This window comes from Levilactobacillus yonginensis, assembly GCF_964065165.1.
In the GTDB taxonomy this organism is placed as follows: domain Bacteria; phylum Bacillota; class Bacilli; order Lactobacillales; family Lactobacillaceae; genus Levilactobacillus; species Levilactobacillus yonginensis_A.
In genome coordinates, this window is record NZ_OZ061549.1 from 505,224 (window position 1) to 524,388 (window position 19,165).

General features: G+C 46.1%; 19 protein-coding genes and 1 pseudogene. 1 reads left to right on the forward strand and 19 read right to left on the reverse strand.

The window, feature by feature from the left end; all coding sequences use genetic code 11:
• Nucleotides 1–95: 95 nt before the first annotated feature.
• From AB3Y94_RS02470 to AB3Y94_RS02500, 7 genes are all read right to left on the reverse strand, one after another.
• Nucleotides 96–1,055 carry an alcohol dehydrogenase catalytic domain-containing protein gene (locus AB3Y94_RS02470; RefSeq protein ID WP_367294979.1) on the reverse strand — a complete coding sequence of 320 codons (960 nt, stop codon included), beginning with the start codon at nucleotides 1,053–1,055 and terminating at the stop codon, nucleotides 96–98.
• 61 nt (nucleotides 1,056–1,116) lie between these two features.
• Complete coding sequence (locus AB3Y94_RS02475; RefSeq protein ID WP_367294980.1) at nucleotides 1,117–1,464, reverse strand: MmcQ/YjbR family DNA-binding protein; 348 nt, start codon at nucleotides 1,462–1,464, stop codon at nucleotides 1,117–1,119.
• An 81-nt stretch (nucleotides 1,465–1,545) separates the two neighbouring features.
• Nucleotides 1,546–2,391 carry an alpha/beta hydrolase gene (locus tag AB3Y94_RS02480; RefSeq protein WP_367294981.1) on the reverse strand — a complete coding sequence of 282 codons (846 nt, stop codon included), beginning with the start codon at nucleotides 2,389–2,391 and terminating at the stop codon, nucleotides 1,546–1,548.
• Between the two features lie 355 nt (nucleotides 2,392–2,746).
• Entirely contained in the window at nucleotides 2,747–3,244 is a 498-nt protein-coding gene (locus tag AB3Y94_RS02485; protein ID WP_367294982.1) for a cysteine hydrolase family protein, read from the reverse strand.
• 137 nt (nucleotides 3,245–3,381) lie between these two features.
• Nucleotides 3,382–3,957 carry an NAD(P)H-dependent oxidoreductase gene (locus tag AB3Y94_RS02490; RefSeq protein WP_020088620.1) on the reverse strand — a complete coding sequence of 192 codons (576 nt, stop codon included), beginning with the start codon at nucleotides 3,955–3,957 and terminating at the stop codon, nucleotides 3,382–3,384.
• A gap of 346 nt (nucleotides 3,958–4,303) precedes the next feature.
• Nucleotides 4,304–6,427, reverse strand: coding sequence for an MFS transporter (locus AB3Y94_RS02495; RefSeq protein WP_367294983.1), 2,124 nt, complete (start codon nucleotides 6,425–6,427; stop codon nucleotides 4,304–4,306).
• Nucleotides 6,428–6,456: 29 nt separating this feature from the next.
• Nucleotides 6,457–8,166: an MFS transporter gene (locus AB3Y94_RS02500; RefSeq protein WP_367294984.1), complete on the reverse strand. Its 1,710-nt coding sequence runs from the start codon at nucleotides 8,164–8,166 to the stop codon at nucleotides 6,457–6,459.
• Nucleotides 8,167–8,257: 91 nt separating this feature from the next.
• Between AB3Y94_RS02500 and AB3Y94_RS02505 the strand changes: the two genes are divergently transcribed.
• A complete protein-coding gene (locus tag AB3Y94_RS02505; protein WP_367294985.1) occupies nucleotides 8,258–8,797 on the forward strand; it encodes a TetR/AcrR family transcriptional regulator in 540 nt (179 codons plus the stop codon).
• Between the two features lie 678 nt (nucleotides 8,798–9,475).
• On the opposite strand, the pseudogene AB3Y94_RS02510 reads toward AB3Y94_RS02505, so the two are convergent.
• From AB3Y94_RS02510 to AB3Y94_RS02565, 12 genes and pseudogenes are all read right to left on the reverse strand, one after another.
• Nucleotides 9,476–9,802 (reverse strand): annotated as a pseudogene (locus tag AB3Y94_RS02510) (alpha/beta hydrolase); the annotation flags it as partial.
• An 88-nt stretch (nucleotides 9,803–9,890) separates the two neighbouring features.
• Nucleotides 9,891–10,220 carry a type II toxin-antitoxin system PemK/MazF family toxin gene (locus AB3Y94_RS02515; protein WP_367294986.1) on the reverse strand — a complete coding sequence of 110 codons (330 nt, stop codon included), beginning with the start codon at nucleotides 10,218–10,220 and terminating at the stop codon, nucleotides 9,891–9,893.
• Nucleotides 10,221–10,240: 20 nt separating this feature from the next.
• A complete protein-coding gene (locus AB3Y94_RS02520) occupies nucleotides 10,241–10,519 on the reverse strand; it encodes an AbrB/MazE/SpoVT family DNA-binding domain-containing protein (RefSeq protein ID WP_367294987.1) in 279 nt (92 codons plus the stop codon).
• Between the two features lie 111 nt (nucleotides 10,520–10,630).
• Nucleotides 10,631–11,923, reverse strand: coding sequence for a YhgE/Pip domain-containing protein (locus AB3Y94_RS02525; RefSeq protein ID WP_367294988.1), 1,293 nt, complete (start codon nucleotides 11,921–11,923; stop codon nucleotides 10,631–10,633).
• Between the two features lie 132 nt (nucleotides 11,924–12,055).
• Nucleotides 12,056–12,694, reverse strand: coding sequence for a TetR/AcrR family transcriptional regulator (locus AB3Y94_RS02530; RefSeq protein ID WP_367294989.1), 639 nt, complete (start codon nucleotides 12,692–12,694; stop codon nucleotides 12,056–12,058).
• A 142-nt stretch (nucleotides 12,695–12,836) separates the two neighbouring features.
• A complete protein-coding gene (locus tag AB3Y94_RS02535) occupies nucleotides 12,837–14,225 on the reverse strand; it encodes an MFS transporter (protein ID WP_367294990.1) in 1,389 nt (462 codons plus the stop codon).
• A 135-nt stretch (nucleotides 14,226–14,360) separates the two neighbouring features.
• Nucleotides 14,361–14,648, reverse strand: a complete 288-nt coding sequence (locus tag AB3Y94_RS02540) for an ArsR/SmtB family transcription factor (protein WP_367294991.1) — start codon at nucleotides 14,646–14,648, stop codon at nucleotides 14,361–14,363.
• 125 nt (nucleotides 14,649–14,773) lie between these two features.
• Nucleotides 14,774–15,163 (reverse strand): DUF3021 family protein, encoded by a 390-nt coding sequence (locus AB3Y94_RS02545; protein WP_367294992.1) that lies wholly within the window; start codon nucleotides 15,161–15,163, stop codon nucleotides 14,774–14,776.
• Nucleotides 15,164–15,174: 11 nt separating this feature from the next.
• Nucleotides 15,175–15,630: a LytTR family DNA-binding domain-containing protein gene (locus AB3Y94_RS02550; RefSeq protein ID WP_367294993.1), complete on the reverse strand. Its 456-nt coding sequence runs from the start codon at nucleotides 15,628–15,630 to the stop codon at nucleotides 15,175–15,177.
• A gap of 19 nt (nucleotides 15,631–15,649) precedes the next feature.
• Nucleotides 15,650–16,525, reverse strand: coding sequence for an ABC transporter permease (locus AB3Y94_RS02555; RefSeq protein WP_367294994.1), 876 nt, complete (start codon nucleotides 16,523–16,525; stop codon nucleotides 15,650–15,652).
• A 1-nt stretch (nucleotide 16,526) separates the two neighbouring features.
• A complete protein-coding gene (locus AB3Y94_RS02560) occupies nucleotides 16,527–17,387 on the reverse strand; it encodes an ABC transporter ATP-binding protein (RefSeq protein WP_367294995.1) in 861 nt (286 codons plus the stop codon).
• A 216-nt stretch (nucleotides 17,388–17,603) separates the two neighbouring features.
• Nucleotides 17,604–18,926, reverse strand: a complete 1,323-nt coding sequence (locus AB3Y94_RS02565) for a DUF5776 domain-containing protein (RefSeq protein WP_367294996.1) — start codon at nucleotides 18,924–18,926, stop codon at nucleotides 17,604–17,606.
• Nucleotides 18,927–19,165 lie beyond the last annotated feature (239 nt).

Below are 19,165 nucleotides of genomic sequence, written 5' to 3' on the forward strand. Positions count from 1 at the left end.
TTATTAAAGCAATTAAAACCGTTTCTATAGTATACACCTTAAACCTAAAAAATGGTCAACCTCAATATGAGTTGACCATTTTTACCTATCTTTATCTACGGCAACACGACAACCTTACCAAGCCCCTCACTAGTCGCCAAGTACTCATGAGCGGCTCGCGTTTCAGCTAATGTAAAGACGTGCTCTGGGGTCACATCAACCTGGCGTTCTGCGATGAAGTCGAATAAGGTTTGGATACGTGCGGCATCCACGTGCCCCGAATAGAATCCCGTCAAATAACGATTGTTGGGGATGTCCATGATGGGATCGAAGCCATCCAGCGTCCAGACGCCACCGAGCTCCCCGGTCGCGCTGACGATGCCCCATTCGGCCGTGTGCTGCAGGGAATCCCGCACGGCTGAGGGACCCATCAAGTCCACAATCTTGTCGAATTCACCCGCACCCGCTGGCAAAGTGTTAGCGTCAGGCGTATGTAGGACCTGATCAATCCCGAGCTGCTTCAGAGCGCTATCCTTACGCGTCGAGCGCGAGGTTCCCGTGACTGACAGATTCAAGCCGGATACTTTCATTAATTTCAGCACCGCGACGCCCACGCCACTAGTGGCGGCCCGAATCAACACGCGGTCACCCGTCTGCAAGCGCAAGCTTTGATAGATACCAAACGCCGTATAGAAGGTCTCGGGCACCGCCGCCAGTTGGGCCCAGTTTAGCTTAGTCTTAATCGGGTATACCTGGTCGTTAGGCAGCAGAACGTATTCGGCATAGCTGCCATCAAAGGCCCGACCCATTTCGCCCATTAAGGAAACAACGGTTTGACCAATTTGAAATTGATCCGGTGCACTGGTTTCATCCACCGTACCAACAACTTCAATCCCTAATATGCGGGGAAAATGCACGGAAGGCGACTTGCCCTCTCGCGTAAAAATTTCTGAATGATTGATGCCAAATCCCCGAACCTTAACCCGTGTCCAGCCCGGTCGAACCGTGGGGGTTGGCACCTCCGTGTATTCTAAAACCTCTGGCCCACCTGGCCGATTAACGACTACCGCATGCATGGTGTGATCTTCCCTTCATTTTGCAAAAAACTGATCTGACTCGTATTCATCATACCATTAATTAATCGGTCAATTGGAAACTTGCATCAACAAGTTTCCGTAAGACCTCTTTGGATGGCACCTGATTGATATCCAGGGTAATCCAGTTTTGCTTCGTGAAATGCTGTCCCGGCAGGATATAAGGCATCGTGTTAACCAGCTCATCAATCCTGGCAGGATCACACTTCAAATCAAGGTACAAGCTGCCCTTTTTCTCGTAGGCCAACCCGAATATTTTCTTGCTAGCCGCGTGTCGCAGCGCGTCAAAGACAATCCGATTGCGGCGGCCCGGGGCGTTAAACGGCTCATCAACACTAACTTTTTTGCCCGCGCTGCTGAATGCAATGAGGCCTTCTTTTGTCATTTCCATAGGTATGACTCTCCTTCACTAACGCAAATAATTTTAGTAGTTGGTTCTCGTAAGAATCAGGCGTAACCGATATAAGATAACCTATTTACCTCCCAGTAAAAATTTAATCAATACCCGATTCACCTGCACATTGTCATGTAGTTTACTATGCTGGGCATTGGGACCGACAATTTTACGTTCCTGGTAAGACTTGGCACGGCCGGCAACCAGGTACCGTAAGGATTGAGACGATGCATTACTGACGGAGCCATCCGAGTGCGAGCCGTCATCCTTGTCGCCATAAATATTAAGCACCGCCGTTTGCCGCGGGTAAGTCTGCCGGAGCGGTAACAGGGCACGATACTCGGGCTGCATGCTAGTTGGCTTGCCGTTGGGTTGGAGCTTCATCCGGTTGGGCTCATCATTCATACCCAGAATTCCGTTAAAATGACCGGCAATGTCGACTTGCTTCTGTAGCTTGGGCATTTTGGCTGAATTGCCCAACAAGCCATACATAATGGCCATATTCCCCATTGAATGACCAACCACGTCATACTTTTTGATGTGATACTGGTGTTGAAGCTTCACAACCGTTGCCCGGGCCCAGCGTCCCCACTGCTGCGGACTGCTATTCCGGCTGTCTTGAAAGTCGACTTCTACAACGGGGTGATAATCAGCTTCGTGGAAACGACCAGTCAACGTGACCTTGCCCTGTTTCGAAACGGTTGCCCGCATAATGGTCTTCGTTAGACCGGCGTTGACGAGCGCGTGCGCCATCTGTTCCTCAGCGTGGTAACTACTGCCCCAACCGTGAAAGAACAGCGTGGGTTCGTATTTACTAGCATTAGGTAAGTCCGACGCGGCTTGGTGCTTACTAACTCCGCAGGCTGACACCCCAACGAGCAGAACGCCGATCCCCAAGACTAACAGTAATCTTCTTCTCAACATAACATTTCTCCCCCCCCATATTTGGCGCCTTGATTTGATAGAACCAGTATAGCCCTTCATGTGGACTCTAACGCAAGAGATCGCTAAAATAGCTTAATTATTTCAGCTTTCAAGTAATTAAGCGAAAATGGCGAGTTTAATATTCTCGGCATATTGACTTGATTCATCTATCAGACTACTGTTAAGGGAAACTTAACGAATGAAATTCACATTCGGGTAACGCTCTAAATAGTTCGGGGTATTTTTTCAGCAGCCTCTAAAAGAGCTGGTATCCTTCGAAATTGAGGGATACCAGCTCTTTTGCGAGATTACCGGACGACAAAAAAGCTCACAATAAACGGTGAGCTCTGATTCATTAAGCTTTAAGCATTGTCACAAACCGGTGATTCCAAATACCCTCGTAGAAGGCAATGGTTTGTTCAGCCGTCATAAATTGATTATCTACAGTAGTCGTTAATCCCGGGGTCATTTGGAGATCGTAGCCAATTCCGTGGGCCACCTTGGTCGTCATATCGACACAGTACTCAGTTTGCGCGCCACAAATCTCCAATGACTCAGCGGCAAAGCTCGTTAATACGCGTCGTAAATTAGTGTGATAAAAAGCATTCGCATGGTTCTTGGTAACTAAGGGGTCCGAATCGCGATGGTCCAATCCTGAAATTAACTCCCAGTCGTGGGTTCCTTGAACTAAATCTTCATCCGTGTGTTGGACAAAAACAATGGGCTTCTTGGCTTTACGGTACGCTGCAATCCGCGCGTTAATCCCCGCAAGTACTTGGGGCATATTCGCAGCCGGCTTGTCACCGTAACAAACACCATTTTGAAGATCAATCGCTAATAAAACATCTGCCATGTGTTGCTGGTCTCCTTTAGAATCATTCAACTTAACTTTTATCATACGCCATTCAAGGCTTATCTGAAAGGGATGATTGCACTAACTAACATCACCCGCATTTGTTAAAATATGGTAAAAAGTAGAAGGAACACCTCTCAAATCACGTTTTGAACTTTCAACAAGTAATGGCGACATTGACTAGCCGTTTTAACGGTACTCCCACCAAAATTCTGCCAAGAACGTGACTTAACTCCTAATTGTTTAAATGTCCCATTTAAGAACACCTTGCGGATGGCATTGCCACAAAATAGTTTTAAATACCAAGTTGGTGAGGTCGATGTGGTTAAAACCTGCACACGCTTTAATTGCGACATGTTTCCCCGAATCCCCCGTTTACCCGCAAAGTAAAATAGATTGCGCTTAAATACCATATCAACGAACCCCTTCACAATCGCCGGGACATCATTCCACCAGACCGGGCAAATAAAAATGAGTCGTTCGCAATGTCGCAGTTGCGCTTCGTAGCTTTTAACCAGTGGATCCAATGTTTTCCCCTGACGGTATAAATTATATTCACTGGCCGTATATTGTCCATTAAACTGATCTGCGTATAGATCCAAGACATCAAAGGACACACCCTCCTGAGTCAATCGGTCTGCTACAGCCAACAATATCGCATGATTTAAACTAGTCTCTTGTGGATGAGCGTACACAATTAAAGTATTCGTCATTAGAAAATCCTCCCCATCAGCTCTACTGTTTACTTATCATTTTTTACACAACAATTTTTTCTAAAGCAACGTGAAAACGCTGCTTTAGCTTTCTTCTTGACGCAAGATAATCAGACTGCTTTCTACACAGAAGGATTGTCAGTAACACCACACCCATAAACGGCATGGCAATCCGGTACGGCCGAATAAAGGCTTGCGTGAGTTATCGTCTTGTTTCTCGTCTAATTGCCGCTACTTCCGTTGTCAAAAGCCGATTGTTGCCATCGACCTGTTTGGTTACCGCTTGACTTACTCGTTGCTAAACCATCCATTTAACCCTGTGAGCTTTAGATTCCAATGTAGCAGACTATTCTTTTGCATCTTCGTGGAATTCACCTTCCCGATCAGTGTACATACCCGCAGTGGCGAACAGTAAAATAAAAATTGCTGCGACTAAAAATGTATCCGTATACGCTGTTGTTAGATTAGTGTTTTTGGAATTTCTAAGAAACGTTGTATAACTGATTACTCTTCGTTCTAGATCAATATCATAAAGACCCGTTTGGATTTGATTTAAGCCAGTCACAAGTTTATCACTCTTTTTCAGTCCAGCTAATAAGGCCATCTGGCCGTCTAATAATTGTTGCTGACCGACTAACAATGACTTGGTATTAGGAGAAAGCAATTCAATTTGAGACTTAAATTGTGATTCGGTTTGAACTGCAGGACTTAATCCAATTTTATATACGGCAATTAGCATCGTTAGTAACTGTTCTTTCTTCATATTAGCCGGTGTTTCTGATTGCTGAGACAAAAGCTTTAAATCATTTTCATAAGTGCATAGCTGTTCTGCTCCATTCGAGTTGCTTTTTATTAATTCAAACAACAACTGATACTGCGTGTCTTGCGTATCAGCGATTGCCGTACTCACTTTTTTCTGATCTAAAATCAATTGTTCCATAGAATCCTGATATTGTTTACTGGCACGGCCATAAGAACATTTGATTGTCTGCGTGCCGTTATACACCTTCTTTAAATTACTATTTTGCGGTTGAACAATAGAATACCGTCTGTTTTGATTCTTTTTCAAATCCGCCTTTAGTGTCACTTGCAAGTTATTATCTGTCTCAGAATTAAGCGCATGATTCAAATCTGTTTTCATTGTTGTTGAAAATGGTTTTGGTATTGCCAAGCGTGTAATCTCATTATTTGAATCTTTTCTAATGTTGTCTTTAGCCAAGTTAGTTGCGTGAGTCATGGTCCCTACCAGTAAAGCAATGCCAAGACACGTGCCTAACTGTCTGCTTGCATTAACAATTCCAGAGGCCATCCCCGCCTTATCTTGAGATACAAATTGAACGGCTGAAACAATGGATAGACATCCTAATCCAAACCCAAATCCTAAAATAATCATCATAGAAACCATTGAGATCCAAGATGTGGACTGATTTAGCCGAGTTAGCATAAGTAAGCTAATTCCCATCAAGACAATACCAGAAGTGATAAGTGGCTTGTATCCTACCTTTTTTTGTAATTTGGTTCCTAAAGGCATTGCTATCATTACCGTAATGGACATAAACATAATAATGTAGGAAGCTTTTAGGGCTGTATATTCACGCACGGTTTCCAAATAAAAGTTAAAAATCAAGGACGAACAAATAATCGCGAAGCCACAGACAAAATAGACTAAACTTGAGGCAGTAAACGTGACTTCTCTGAACAATCCAAACTCCACGAATGGCTCTTTAATATGCCGCTCCCATTGGATAAATAGGCTTATGCAAAGTGCAGATCCAGTTATTAGGCCGATACTCCATTTGGAGGTCCACCCCATGTCATAGCCCTTAATTAAGACGTAGGTTAATTGCGCAATTCCAGCTAGGAATAACACTAAGCCCAATTCATCGACTTTTTTAGAGACAGTAGTGTCATAGGATTCATCAAAACAAGTTGTGATCAGAACAAATGTCAAAATTACGATTGGTAAGTTGATAAAGAAGATATATTTCCATGTAAAATACTGCAAGACAAGACCACCAATTGGCGGCCCTGCAGCAGCCGCTACAGCTGTCACAGCACCAATTGTACCAACTGCATCAGTGGCTTTTTCCCGACCAAACAAACTAACAGACAGCGGTATCATAATGGGTGTAACAATAGCGCCGCCAATGCCTTGCATGAATCTAACGGCAATTAGGAAAATTAGGTTCTCAGATAAGCCGCATAATAGCGAACCAATACCGAATAGGCCTAAGCCTAACAGCATTATCTTTTTGCGACCAAATTGATCCCCAAATTTTGCGGCTGGGATAATAAATACAGACATGGCCAAAACATATATAGTGCTTATCCAGTTTGTATTTGTTACGCTGGCGTTAAAATATTTTGTGATGTCTGGCAGTGCAATATTTGTTATCGTTGTATCCAACGTGACAATAAACATAATCAGACAAAGGGCGCTTAACCCTAACCGTCCACGTAAGCTTTTCATCAGAATCCCCTCAATTCAAGATTAATTGCTTATTTTTCTTCTTTACGTAGATAATCAGACCGCTTTCTAAACAGGAAGACCGTCAGTAACATCACCCCCGTAAATGGCATAGCCATCTGATATGGTCGGATAAAGGCATGGGTCAGCTGGTGCTTGGTTTCATGTCTAATGGCCGCCACTTCAGTTGTTAAAAGTTGATTGTCACGGGTGACTTGTTGTGTGACGGATTGACTGACCCGTTGGTAAATCGCTCGCTTGACCGTGACCGGTGCCGCCGTCAGTTGGTGTTGCTGCAATGTCCGCTGGTAGTTTGACCGAATCAGTCTCTGAGTTTTAGCTGAGCTGATAAATGTCGTTTGCCCATGTTTAGGCGTTTGTTCCGTCGCTAATTGGGACTTGACCTGCGTCAACGTGTCACTTTTTACTTTGGCAGAAACGGGTAACGCCTCAACCCTGTTCTGCGAATACAACCAAACGTTGGTTTTCGCCGTCACGAGGTTAGCAGATAACGCGGATACAAAGATCGCCACTGCTAAAGACGTCCCAATCTGCCGGAAGACGCCAATCACACTTTGAGAAGCAGTTAACAGATTACCCGTAAAATCACCAGCTGCTAACACGGTGATGGGACCAATCACGACACCGTAACCAGTCCCGACTAAGAGCGCGGCTACACAGACCTGCCAGTAAATATTGGGGTTCATCCAACTCAACGCCACGTAACCCCCAATCATCGACAAGCTTCCCATTAAAATGACCAACCGCGGACCAACTTTGCCTAAAAGCCAACCACTAATCGGTGACCAGATAAAAATCATCATTGAGGCGGGTGTGATCATCAGAGCGGCTAACAATTCTCCTTTACCTTGAACTTTGGTAAAGAAACTCGGCATCAAGACCAGCAATGCTACTAGGAAGATTCCCGACATGATTGTGACAATGGCCGATCCCACGAACTGCTTATTTTTAAATAGCGCTAATGGCACCATCGGCTGTTGCGCATGACTTTCAACGACAATAAACCCAATTAGTGACAGTACACTCAGTAAGATTAATCCCAGACATTGGTAACTCGTCCAGCCCCAGTCGTTCCCTTTGACTAAGAATAAAGTCAAACTAAACAACATGGTCATGGACAAAATCGTACCGCCCATATCTAGCTGTTCTTTTCGTTGCTTACGCTCGTGTAAGTCAAAGAGTCGCCAGCAAAGTCCCAATGCCAATAAGGTAAATGGCACATTAACCAGGAAAATTCCCCGCCAGCTAAAGAACTGCGTCACGACGCCGCCAATAGTCGGCCCCATTGCGGCTGCCAGGCCTTGCGTAACCCCCAATGTGGCGATTGCACTGGTCCGCTTGTCCATCGGTACACTCTGAATCCCGATGGTCATACTTGCTGGGAAAACAATTGCCGCCCCCAGGCTTTGAATTCCCCGCCCAACAATCAGCCAAGCCACACTGCCGGCTAGTCCAGAAAAAAGTGATCCCAGTAAGAATAAGCCGAGCCCTAATAGATAGAAACGGTGGCGCCCATAAATATCCGCCAATCGTCCCAGCGGAATGGTTAACGTAGCAAATAGAATGGTGTACAAGTTAAGTGCCCAAGATAATTGTTCTAGGCTGGTCGATAGGCCATTTTGAATTGCCGGTAACGCGATGTTCATCACCGTTGTATCCAGAATGCAAAGAAAAATACCAATGGCCATTGTGCCAACTAACGCTGTGGTCTTTTTCATCATAAACTCCCCCTCGTCAAGTGTTATCGTTAGTTTATGCGCATCGATCACGATAAACTAGATTTGAGTTACAGAAAGGGGGATGTTGTAACCGATGAATCCGCATGAGCGCAAACAACAAAATTTAGAGACCATCTATCGCGCCTTACTAGAGTTAATGATGGCAAAGCCACTGGCGACAATTTCAATTACGGAGCTCTGCCAACGCGCCCAGGTCTCACGAACTTATTTTTACCGTCACTATCAAAACTTTGATCAAATTATTGCCGCCTACCAAACCCAGAATATGCTGAGGTACTTGCGGCGCTTGCCCAGGACAGACCAGGTCACGCTCCCTGAGCTGATGACTCATTATTTTGAGCATACTAAAACGGAAACTGAGACTTATCAGCTCCTGATCAAAAATAATAAGCTAGACGTTTTAGTCAAAACCTTCCAAACTGTTTTTCAACTACTCATCAAGCAAGACCGTATCGGCGGACACGGCCCCAACATAACGAATCCATACTATCTCTTATTTTTCTCAGGCGGCGTGATCAATATCGCTGCCAACTGGGTTAGCAATGGCTGTGTCGAATCTCCCCAATATCTGGGGCAGATGATTGCTCACTTCGCATTAAGTCCTTCAAACTAGCAGGTAAGACAAATGAAGACGACTTTTCCGTATGGGTCGCCTTCATTTTTTAATTTATAAAATCCGTATGTAGCCGCGCCAGCTTTGATATGACGGACGATGTACGCTCCCACATTTCGTGTGCTTTATTGCAGACCATGATATACTATCTCCAACCTATTTTCACCGCTTACCAAGAATAAAGTAACTTATAAAGCGAACACATTCATTTTAATTAATTACCTAAAGGTTGAAAGTTAAAAAATAGTATGACTCATCCAATTGGATTGAATCATACTATTTTCTCACCTCAGCAATTTGGATCGCAGTTTAAGCACGATCATATTTTCGCCACAGGTAATAATACTGGCAATTACTACCAAACATCATTAGCAACAAGTAGCACAAAATAATGTTGCCAAATCTTGAAACCGTCAACTGCCAACCTGAGTCCATCAAAATAAAGACCAACAACATTAAGAGACAAATACCGGTAATAAAGGTATTCAGACACACATTATGCACCCGCAAGGCAATCTCTCGGTCACGCTCATCATCAACGAAATACAGACCCTTAAAGGACTTGACGCCTAAACGCGCTGACAAGTACCAACAGAGAAAGCCTAGGTTCCCACTGATTAAGAGAACAATCGTCAGATTCAACCACGTTGACATGTTGACCCAAAACAAAACACCCGCAAATTTAATCAACACCCGATTAACCTGAACATTGTCATGTAGTTTGCTATGTTGTGCATTGGCCCAAACAATTTTACGTTCCTGATAAGACTTGGCGCGACCGGCGACTAGATACCGTAAGGATTGGGACGACGCATTACTGACGGAACCATCCGAGTGCGAACCGTCATCCTTGTCGCCGTAAATATTAAGCACCGCTGTTTGCCGCGGATAAGTCTGCCAGAGCGGTAACAGGGCGCGATACTCGGGCTGCATGTTAGTTGGCTTGCCGTTGGATTGGAGCTTCATCCGGTTGGGTTCATCGTTCATGCCCAGAATCCCGTTAAAAAAGTAAAGGTCAGGCGTTGCTCCGATTAACTCCGGATCAACGCCTGACCTTTAGTAATTAGCATCCTTATACGTAAAAGCACGCTCATTAAATTTCATTTCGGTATTCTTGAATGAACATACGGAGTGCCAATATATCACTCGGAACTAACTTGCCAATTGGCTTTCTCTTGAATACCAACTTGGCTGTCAAACTATAAACTTGATGAGTATCCACATATGATTGTTTAAGTAATCCTGCCTGCTGCCAAGCCATTATTGGAAAGTAAAAGCGCTGGACTCGTTCAGATTTATGCTCGTATTTAGATGTAATCTTAAATACTAAAACCCTATCAATCTCAACTTGCAGCACCAATGCCGGTCTTCGTTTAGAACGATTATTTTCACCAAAAGGAACATCCGCAATAAAGATCTCCATGGGTCCTCCAGAACGAGCCGTCATTCTTCATGCATCCATTCGTCAAAATTTGGTGACTTCTTAGGATCATAATGCCCATTACTATCAATATCTACTCGCTCAACAGGAATACCTGCAATTAATTCTTTCCAATCAAGACTAGATGGCAGCTTTTCAAGAACCAATTGTCCGTCTTCATTCAAGGTAACCCCTAGCTGATCTCCACTTGAAATATTCATCCTTTTTCTAAAAATAGAAGGAATGACGACTTGTCCTTTACTAGAAACCTTGACTGTTTCACTATTCTTTACGGAATCCATAGCATTCCTCCTTACTTCTTACTTCTTACTTCTTACTTCTTACTTCTTACTTCTTAACTATTTTAGCAACCTTTGCCAAATATTAAAAGTAAACTGACTCATAATATTCAACTACATCACCGCCGAGTCCGGCCGGTGCCAGTAAAAGTATGCCAACGTCCCTAAGCTAAAGACGACCGCGATTCCCGCCAAAATCCAGCTAATACCCGCAATTGAACCGCCCAGCGAAATTGTATGTCGCAAGCCGGCCATCGCAATAGTCATCGGTAAGTACGGGTGAACGGCCCGGTAGAACGGATTGGTCAGCTCAATCGGGTACGTCCCGCCCGAAGCCCCAATCTGAAATAGCATGAACAGAAGCATCAGCCACGCCCCCGTTAGGCCAAACCATAACCGAAAACAGGTCACCAAGCTGAAGAACGCCAACACAATCAGCAAGCTCAATAGGTACGTTTCTCCTGGTTCCAGTGGCCGCAAACCAATGATGTAACGCACACCCAACCACATGCAGGACGCCGCTAATACCACGAACCCCCAGAGAAAGCCCATTTTATCCAACCAAGCCAGTGCAAAGTTACGGTACTCCCCGTGGCGCTTGCGGGCGTCGTAAATAATATTGAGCGTAATGCAACCCACGAATAGCGAAATCGCCATAAAGTACGGTGCCATACCCGTTCCGTTGTTGGCGACGGTCACCACGTCATGCTGCGTTAATTTTATGGGCATCGCCAAGTGTTTCAATTGATCTGTCCGCCGAACCTCGCTGAGCTGTTCACCGCCTTGCGACAAACCAGCCACAATTTTCTGCGTTGCCGCAGCAACTTGTGGCGCTGGTAAACCGGCTGCACCAGTCTGACTCAGCTGATCCAATTGCTTAGCCGTTAACGTTAACCGTTTGCCCACCGTCAGTGCTGCATTCTGACTAGCCTGTAATTCGGCTTGAACTGTCGCTTGGTTGAGGGTCGTCTGCAGCTTCTGCATTACAGTCGCTCCCATCTTTGAAGCCACCGTGCTCTGACCAGCATTGGTCTCATATGTTACCTTTAGTTGCTTCGGGACCGTTGCCAAATGACTTAGGGTCTGTGACGCATCGGCTGGGATTTTTAAAATTAGAAATAGCCGACCGTCCTTTAATTCCCGTTGAGCTTTCGCCGCAGTCATCCGGTGAAACTGGAGCGACTTGTCTGTGACCAGCTTTCGTGACACCGTCCGCCCCCAAACCAGCGTGCGCGTGGACCGATCCTGATCGACCACCGCCATTGGCAAGTGATGAAGCTCCCCGTACGGATTCCAAACGGACGCCAGAAACAAGCTGGCATAGAATAATGGAATGACCAAAATTCCTAATAAGATTCGCCAAACTGCTGGATGATGCTTCAGATATAACCATTCATGAAATTTCATGTTCTCTCCCCCTTGCTTTATCGAATGAACGAATCATTCATTCGACTGCCACCCAGTCTAAACACTCCCGCCAAAAACACAATTTTCAGTGGCTATTTCACGGGATTTTGACCAATCAGCTAATTAAGGGGCTCACTGATAGCTACGCCGCAACATTTCCCGAACAACAACCAACATTTGTTCGTCGTCATTGCGGGCCATCTCCGTTTCAAAGCTATCGTAGCGCTTATGGGCGCACCACCAGAAGACCAGGTCCACCACGATTACTCCGTTACGTTGCGGGTCAGCCAGGTTGGGCCGTTGTCGCTGAAAGAACTCACCTACGCGTTGATAAATCTCTTGCCGCTGTTGCCGGTATAACGCCGTCAGGGCCGGATTGACCGTAGGATTGTGCTCAAGAATTAAGAAGTAGCGCGCGTACCGTTTGAACGCCGTGAATAACGCCGTCAGAAGTTGGTCAAAGTCGGTGGACAGCTGCCCGGCCAACTGATGATTCCAGCCGGCATACGCGGCCTCCGTACGCCGAACCAGTTCTCTCGGATCGACCGGCTGTAAGGGAAACGTTTGTAGGCGGTCCACGGTCGTCGGTAGCGTTGTCAGGAAGACGTAGTCCAGCAAGGCTTCCTTGCCACTAAATAGGCGGTATAGAGTACCCACGGCCATCTGCGCGCGTTGCGCAATCATTTGCATCTGTGTCTCATGGTAGCCTGGCTGAATGAACAATTCACTCGCCGCCGCGTAAATGCGTTGTAATTTTTCTTCGTCAGTCATGATTCACCAACCCCTTCCACTTTCATTAAACCGTATTTATCTAGAAAGTTCCGGATTGGCCACGTTTCTAGCGCACTCACCTTACAAACGTATAGGGGGGCGACCAGCCTCATCTCTGAGAATAGTCGTCCCCCTAATAAACTTAATGCTGACTGGCTCCCGGTTTAAGGGTCACCGGTATCACCGCACGTAAACGCTGCGACCAAATCACGCCCAGCAAGGAAATGAGTCCCGTCCCAACCATGGTCGCCCGAAAACCGCTGGTAAAGGACAAACCCTGAAACTGATAAAAGATCATGACGGCCACGGTCGTTCCCAAAGCCCCACCCAACAGACGAAAAACGTTGTAAATTCCCGCAGCTTTACCGATCAGTGCTTGGGGAACCGCCCCAAGCACAGCCTTCTGCAGTGCCGGACCGGCCATGGATAACCCCACGCCTGCCAGCATTAGTGGTATGATGAACCACCAATAACTTTGTTGACTGAACAGTGCAATCAGTAAGTAACCTAATCCCTGCAAGCATAAACCAACCGTGGCTACCCGCCACTCACCAAATTTATCAACCGCGCGACCTGCTAACGGGGCTACCACAACTAACGTGCCCGTCCAAGGCAACATTTCCAACCCAGCCTTTAACGCGGTCGCATGTGGCTGGATCTGCAAGTACTGGGGCAGAAAGAAGACAACGCCATACATGGATCCGTAAAGTAAGGCCGTCGCAAGATTACCACCGGTAAAGGTTCGATTGCGGAAAAGACTAAGTGGAATCATCGGTAGCGCTTCGGCCGACTGACGGTAAATAAACCAACCACCACACGCCACACTGATTATGGCGACCACCATAATTAGATTCAGCCCCTGCATTCCCGGGCGACCAGTTGTTGCGGACAGCGCCCAGATAATACCGGCCATGGTCATAACAATCAATAGGTTATCACCAAAATTTAGGGGTTCACTGGCGCCACGACTCTCTGGTAAGTGGCGGTGAATCAATACTAGGGCTACGAGGCCAATTGGGACGTTGATCCAAAAGATCCATTGCCAGGTCAGCCGGGCCACAATGAAACCGCCTAGCGAGGGACCCACGATTAGGGCTAGCCCACCGATACCACTCCAAATCCCTAAGGCTCGTCCCCGCTGACTCACCGGCAAAGCATTGGTCAGAATAGCCATCGACATGGGCGTCATGACCGAAGCACCGACGCCCTCCACCACCCGGGCTAAGATCAACCAACCAATGTTGCTGGCTAATGCGCATAAAACTGACCCAATCGTAAAAATAAGAATTCCTAAACCATAGACTTTGCGACGGCCCCACCGTTCACCTAAGGCAACCCCTACCAGTAAAACGGCAGCGATTGTGATGTTGTAAGCATTCAGTGCCCATTGAAGGGTACTGATTGAAATGTGAAACTCATTGCGAATTGCGGTTGCTGCCGTGGTCACAATCATGGCATCCATCATCGCCATGAAAAATCGCAACGATGTTAAGACTAGGACCCACTTAGACTGACGCTGTTTTTCTATCATTTTCCCGTCTCCCTGCTCTCTGATATAGTTCAAATATTTTTGAACTGTTTAAACATACCATTGACGAGAACGACTGACAAGCAGAAACAAAAAAAGAACAGCGCTTACAGCACTGCTCCTGATTGGTCTAATCATCTATAGATTCTGCCAGAAATGGGCTAAATAGCGATCAAAGGTCGACTGGTCTAAAGTCACATATTTTTCGCGAGCAACTTTGTGGGCGGTAATCAGCCCCGCCTCCTGGAGAATTTTAAAATGATAGGAACCAGATGTTTTACTAATTTGCATAACCTGGCTGATTTCTCCACAAGAAACCTCGTGATCTAATCGACTCAAGTACCGGATTATGTCCAGTCGAATAGGATCGGCCAAGGCCTTGAATACCTTGATGCTATCTTCAGTTGTCTGCATTGATTTTGTCATACCCTTATCCTACTAGATTTAAATTTTTAAACCAGCTTTTCCTAATTTATTTGAACTCCAGTTTCCATCTAATTACTTTTTGTATATAACAACTATATCTCAAACTACCAGCTTAACCACAACTTTCATTTATGGGGACGTCTCTTCAATACCCGATTAATCTGGGTAACCCGTAGATGTTGACTTAAACTGACCGTCCCAATGATAACCAAGTAGATTAAGAAAAAAATCAACCAGAAGGTCCACCCGATTGACCAAGCATTGTACGCCATCAGCGCTACCATGAGAAGTGCCGTCCCAACCAGATGAATACCGAACGCCAGCAGTAAAGGAATCTCCACCTGACCATTATCAAAAATGAGACTCAGCACACCGATCAATGCACTCGTCAGGAGCAGGCTGACCCCATTGCCAGGCGTCACTTGCCCCGGAGCTACCTGCAAGACAATCAATAAGAGGTACGTCACTGCTCCATATCCCATACCCTGCAGGCCATACCGCAGTCCTTGCTTCACAGTTACCCCTCCTATAGCCCCAATTGACTCATCAACACTTTGACATACTTGCGGCTTACAACTGTCTTGATCTGCTCTGATAGAATCGCCGTCAGGTTACCAGAAAAGCTGTCCTCCAGTGACTGAAGATGATTCAGATTCAACACCCCGTGCTTGGAAACTTGAACAAAGTTGTCATCACCCAAGCGGCGGACAAAATTTCGCAAGGTTTCGTGCGTGGTGATCGTCCCAGTAGTTGTATATAGCAATAACGTCTCCTGCTGGATATCAGCTAGAATAATTGTGGCCGTCTTCACTAGCACCAGCCGATCTAGTGTCTTCACGGGAATAAGTCCGGCATGGGGTGCCTGATAATTGTCTAAATAATCCAAAATGGCCGTTGTCTCCGGACTCTGGGTCGCTGCCTGCACCACGACTAACGGATCAGTCGGGTCGATGGCCGCGTTCTGCTCAAATTTGTGGTGCACCCCAATCCCCCCATTTCACTTACCGTTCCTGAATTGATTGGTGCTGACGGTGAACCCGGACCCACACCGGTCCGAACGCCAAAACAGTCGCCCCAATCAAGATTAATCCCATTATGCGATAAGTCTCTTGACGAGTCAATAAGGTTGACCAGTTGAGCCGGACACCCATCAATTGTTCAAAGTGAGTCCTGGCAATCCGGTTACCAGCGAACGCCGTTTTTAAGTTACCCGCCATCAAATACTGACGGTACAGGGCGGCCACGTAGCTTCCCGGCACGAATTTGACAAAGTTTTGGGCAAAGGTCGGCAGAATGCCAATGGGGATGTAGGTACCCACTAGGAATCCGGCCGCCGTTCCCACGATAGTACCTAATTTGTTCAAAGTGTTCACCGCATGAACGCCTGAAATAATCACTGCATTTACCATTGTTGCAAGAAGCGAGCTGATAACCATCAGTCCCAGAACTTTGCCGACTGTCGAACTCCCGAGAGTTACCCCATCCGTCAGGTAAAAGTTTCCCCACATGATTACCAACATGACCGCCTGCATTAACGTGCCAATAATCGTCGCACTACATAGATAACTGGTGAATAAACGGAATGGACCGGCGTCAGTCAGCTCCAGATCAGCCGTCACGTGTTTCTCCTTGTCGTTTACCATCAGTGACAGACTGGTGAGGGTCGTCGTAATGCCGGTAATGGCCAGGGTTCCACCAATCAGCCAGGTGTCGAGAAGTAGCTTGGCATGGGGCACCCGCTGCCAACTCGTTAACATGTTTTGTTTCAGGAAAACTAGGTACAGGATAAATGAAATGAGCGCCCCCAGTAGTGAGAAGAACACCCCGCTCCGATCCCGGAAGTACAGCAGCAAGTTGCGCTTAATCATTGCCAGCACGTTAACGCATCTCCTTTCCAGTGAGAGCCAGGAAGGCATCATCCAGGGTTCCCGGTCGAAATTCAAAGTTACTGATCAATGGCCGATTCATCGTTAAGATATCCAAGGCGGTTTGCACCGTTGCTAGCCTAAAGGTAACCTGCGAACGTGTTTGATGGGTTGGTTGTAACGCCACCTGGGCAATGAGTTGCGCAACATCCGGAGTCGTCACGGTTAAAATATCGGCAGCATAGCGGATCTTAATCTCAGTAGCAGTTCCCTGGGCCAGTATGCACCCATGGTCAATCACAACGACATGGTCCGCGGCATCGGCCTCATCTAAATAGTGGGTCGTGAGAATGACGGTCAATTGCCGTTCTCGTTGCAGGCGCTGAATCAGCGTCCAGATAGCGTGGCGGGTCTGAATATCTAGACCCGTCGTGGGTTCATCCAAAAATAATATATCAGGGTCGTTGAGTAAGGCGCGGGCAATGTCAACTCGCCGTCGTTGACCGCCAGACAAGGTCCCGTAACGCTGGTTCATGAAAGTGGTCAGCCCCAACCGTTGGCTTAACACGCTCACCCGGTCGGCTGGGACGTGATGATACTGGTCCGCTCGAATTTGGAGGTTCTCACGAACTGTTAAGCAGTTATCCAAAACACTCCCCTGAAAAACAACGCCCAATTTGGCGTGATGATCATAAATAATAGTCCCAGCGGTCGGTTGACTCAGTCCAATCAACAGGTTCATTGTCGTTGATTTGCCAGCGCCATTGGGACCGAGTAAAGCGGTAAAGCTGCCCCGTGTAATTCGTAAGTCAAGGACGTTGACCGCAATCTTGTTGCCAAACCGTTTCGTTAAGTGTTTCGTCTCTAGTAGCATTCCCCTCATCTCCTATGCCAGGAGAATACACCTTGGGGCGCGGGGATGTCTCACCTATCGGGACAAGTGGTATTCACTGCTCAGTAAGTGGTCGAAACAGCCGGGTGAAATTCTTGGAAGGAAATACGATTTTACTGTCCACCGGGCTTCAATCTCAGACGCTAAAATGAAGGCAAAAAAATGGCGGTCATCAGTGACCACCATCGTTATTCTTATTTACTTAACAACCACAACCAATTTCTTGTTAGCTGATATATACTGCCCGTTGCTTAATTCAAAACGAGTAGTCAAGTGATAGTGCTTCAACCCAACAACTTTTAGAGTCTTACCCGCTTTCACATGTTTTCCTGTTTTACTCAGCTTCAAGTCTTGATAGCGGTTGATACCCTGTTTATTCAAAACTTTGATCTTTTTAACAGATTTTTGATAATAGACTGGTGCAACAAAGGCTGATTTGGCTGTGATGTAACCGGTCTTGCCAGCAGCATCTTTCACCTGATATCGCAGTAGGCCAGACTTGGACCGTGCGTAACCTATCACCTTAAACATCGGTCGATTCGTCCGCTTCGCCTTAGGGTAAGCAGCCACTCGCTGATGCGGTTTAAACGTTGGTTTCTGATACAAGTATATCTTCTTTAGCCCATAAACGACTGCCTGATTAGGTACTACTGGACTTGGTGCAGCTTGAACAGTCAGGGTAACCGTCTTGCTTTCACCGTTTTCCGCCTTGAGCGTTACTGAGTAAGTACCAGGCTTCTTGAGATTGGCCTGACTGGTATCAACCGTAACGGGAATGGTGTCACCAGCACTGTTCGTGGCCTTAGCATTGAATGTAGTAGCATCAACCAGCTGTCCGACCGTGATGGTTGCATGTTGATTGGCTGTCAGACTAGTTTGACTAGCAACTGTGCTACTAACTGATTGAGGCTTCAAGTAAATATAAAAATCTTGAGCTTTATACTGTGCCTGGTCATAGTCTGGATCAGAACTATCTAATTTAGACATGACCGCTTGGTTATTCGCCTCTGTCCGCGTTTTAGCAAGATCAATAGTCATGCCTTGCAGGTGATTACTAATAATTAATTGAGAACCCATGTCAAACTGACTTGTAGCAAAAGCGAGTAAACGCTCATCATTAAAACCTTCCATTTGGAAAATCTTTACTAGTTGGGCAATTCCTTGATTGCGTTCCGATGACTTGCCTGCGTATTGAAGAATAATACTCAACTCATCATATGGTGATTTTCCTTCAACAAATTGGCCCGTAAACTCTACCTTTAGAAGATCATTCATATTTATTTTTCCAAACTGACTATCATCAATCTCTGGGAATGCGCTCGTTATTTTAACCGCTTTACCAGCAACGGGTTGAAAGAATAGATTAACTAGAACAGTTTTTGTATCTTCGTTGGCAGTCTCAGTGATATCTGGATCTTCAGCAAGTGCTACAGGTGAACTCCCCATAAATGTCCCCAAACTTAAAGTCGTGACGACAACCCCTACTCCAACAATTACACGCTTAATTAGGTTCTTTTTCATTCCAAATCGCCTCCCGATGTTAGCTTAACGTTTTCAGACTGGCCCAATTATTGAATCACTTTAATGTTTCAATCCAACAACTCTTAGCGCTCTCCCCACCTTAGCCTGTTTCTCGGCCTTACTCAGCTTCAAGTCTTGATAGCAGTTGATATCCTGCTTATTCAAAATCTGGGTTCCTTAACAGATTTTCGATAATAGATTGGTGCAACAACCCCCAAGCTAAGTTTAACGTTTCACAA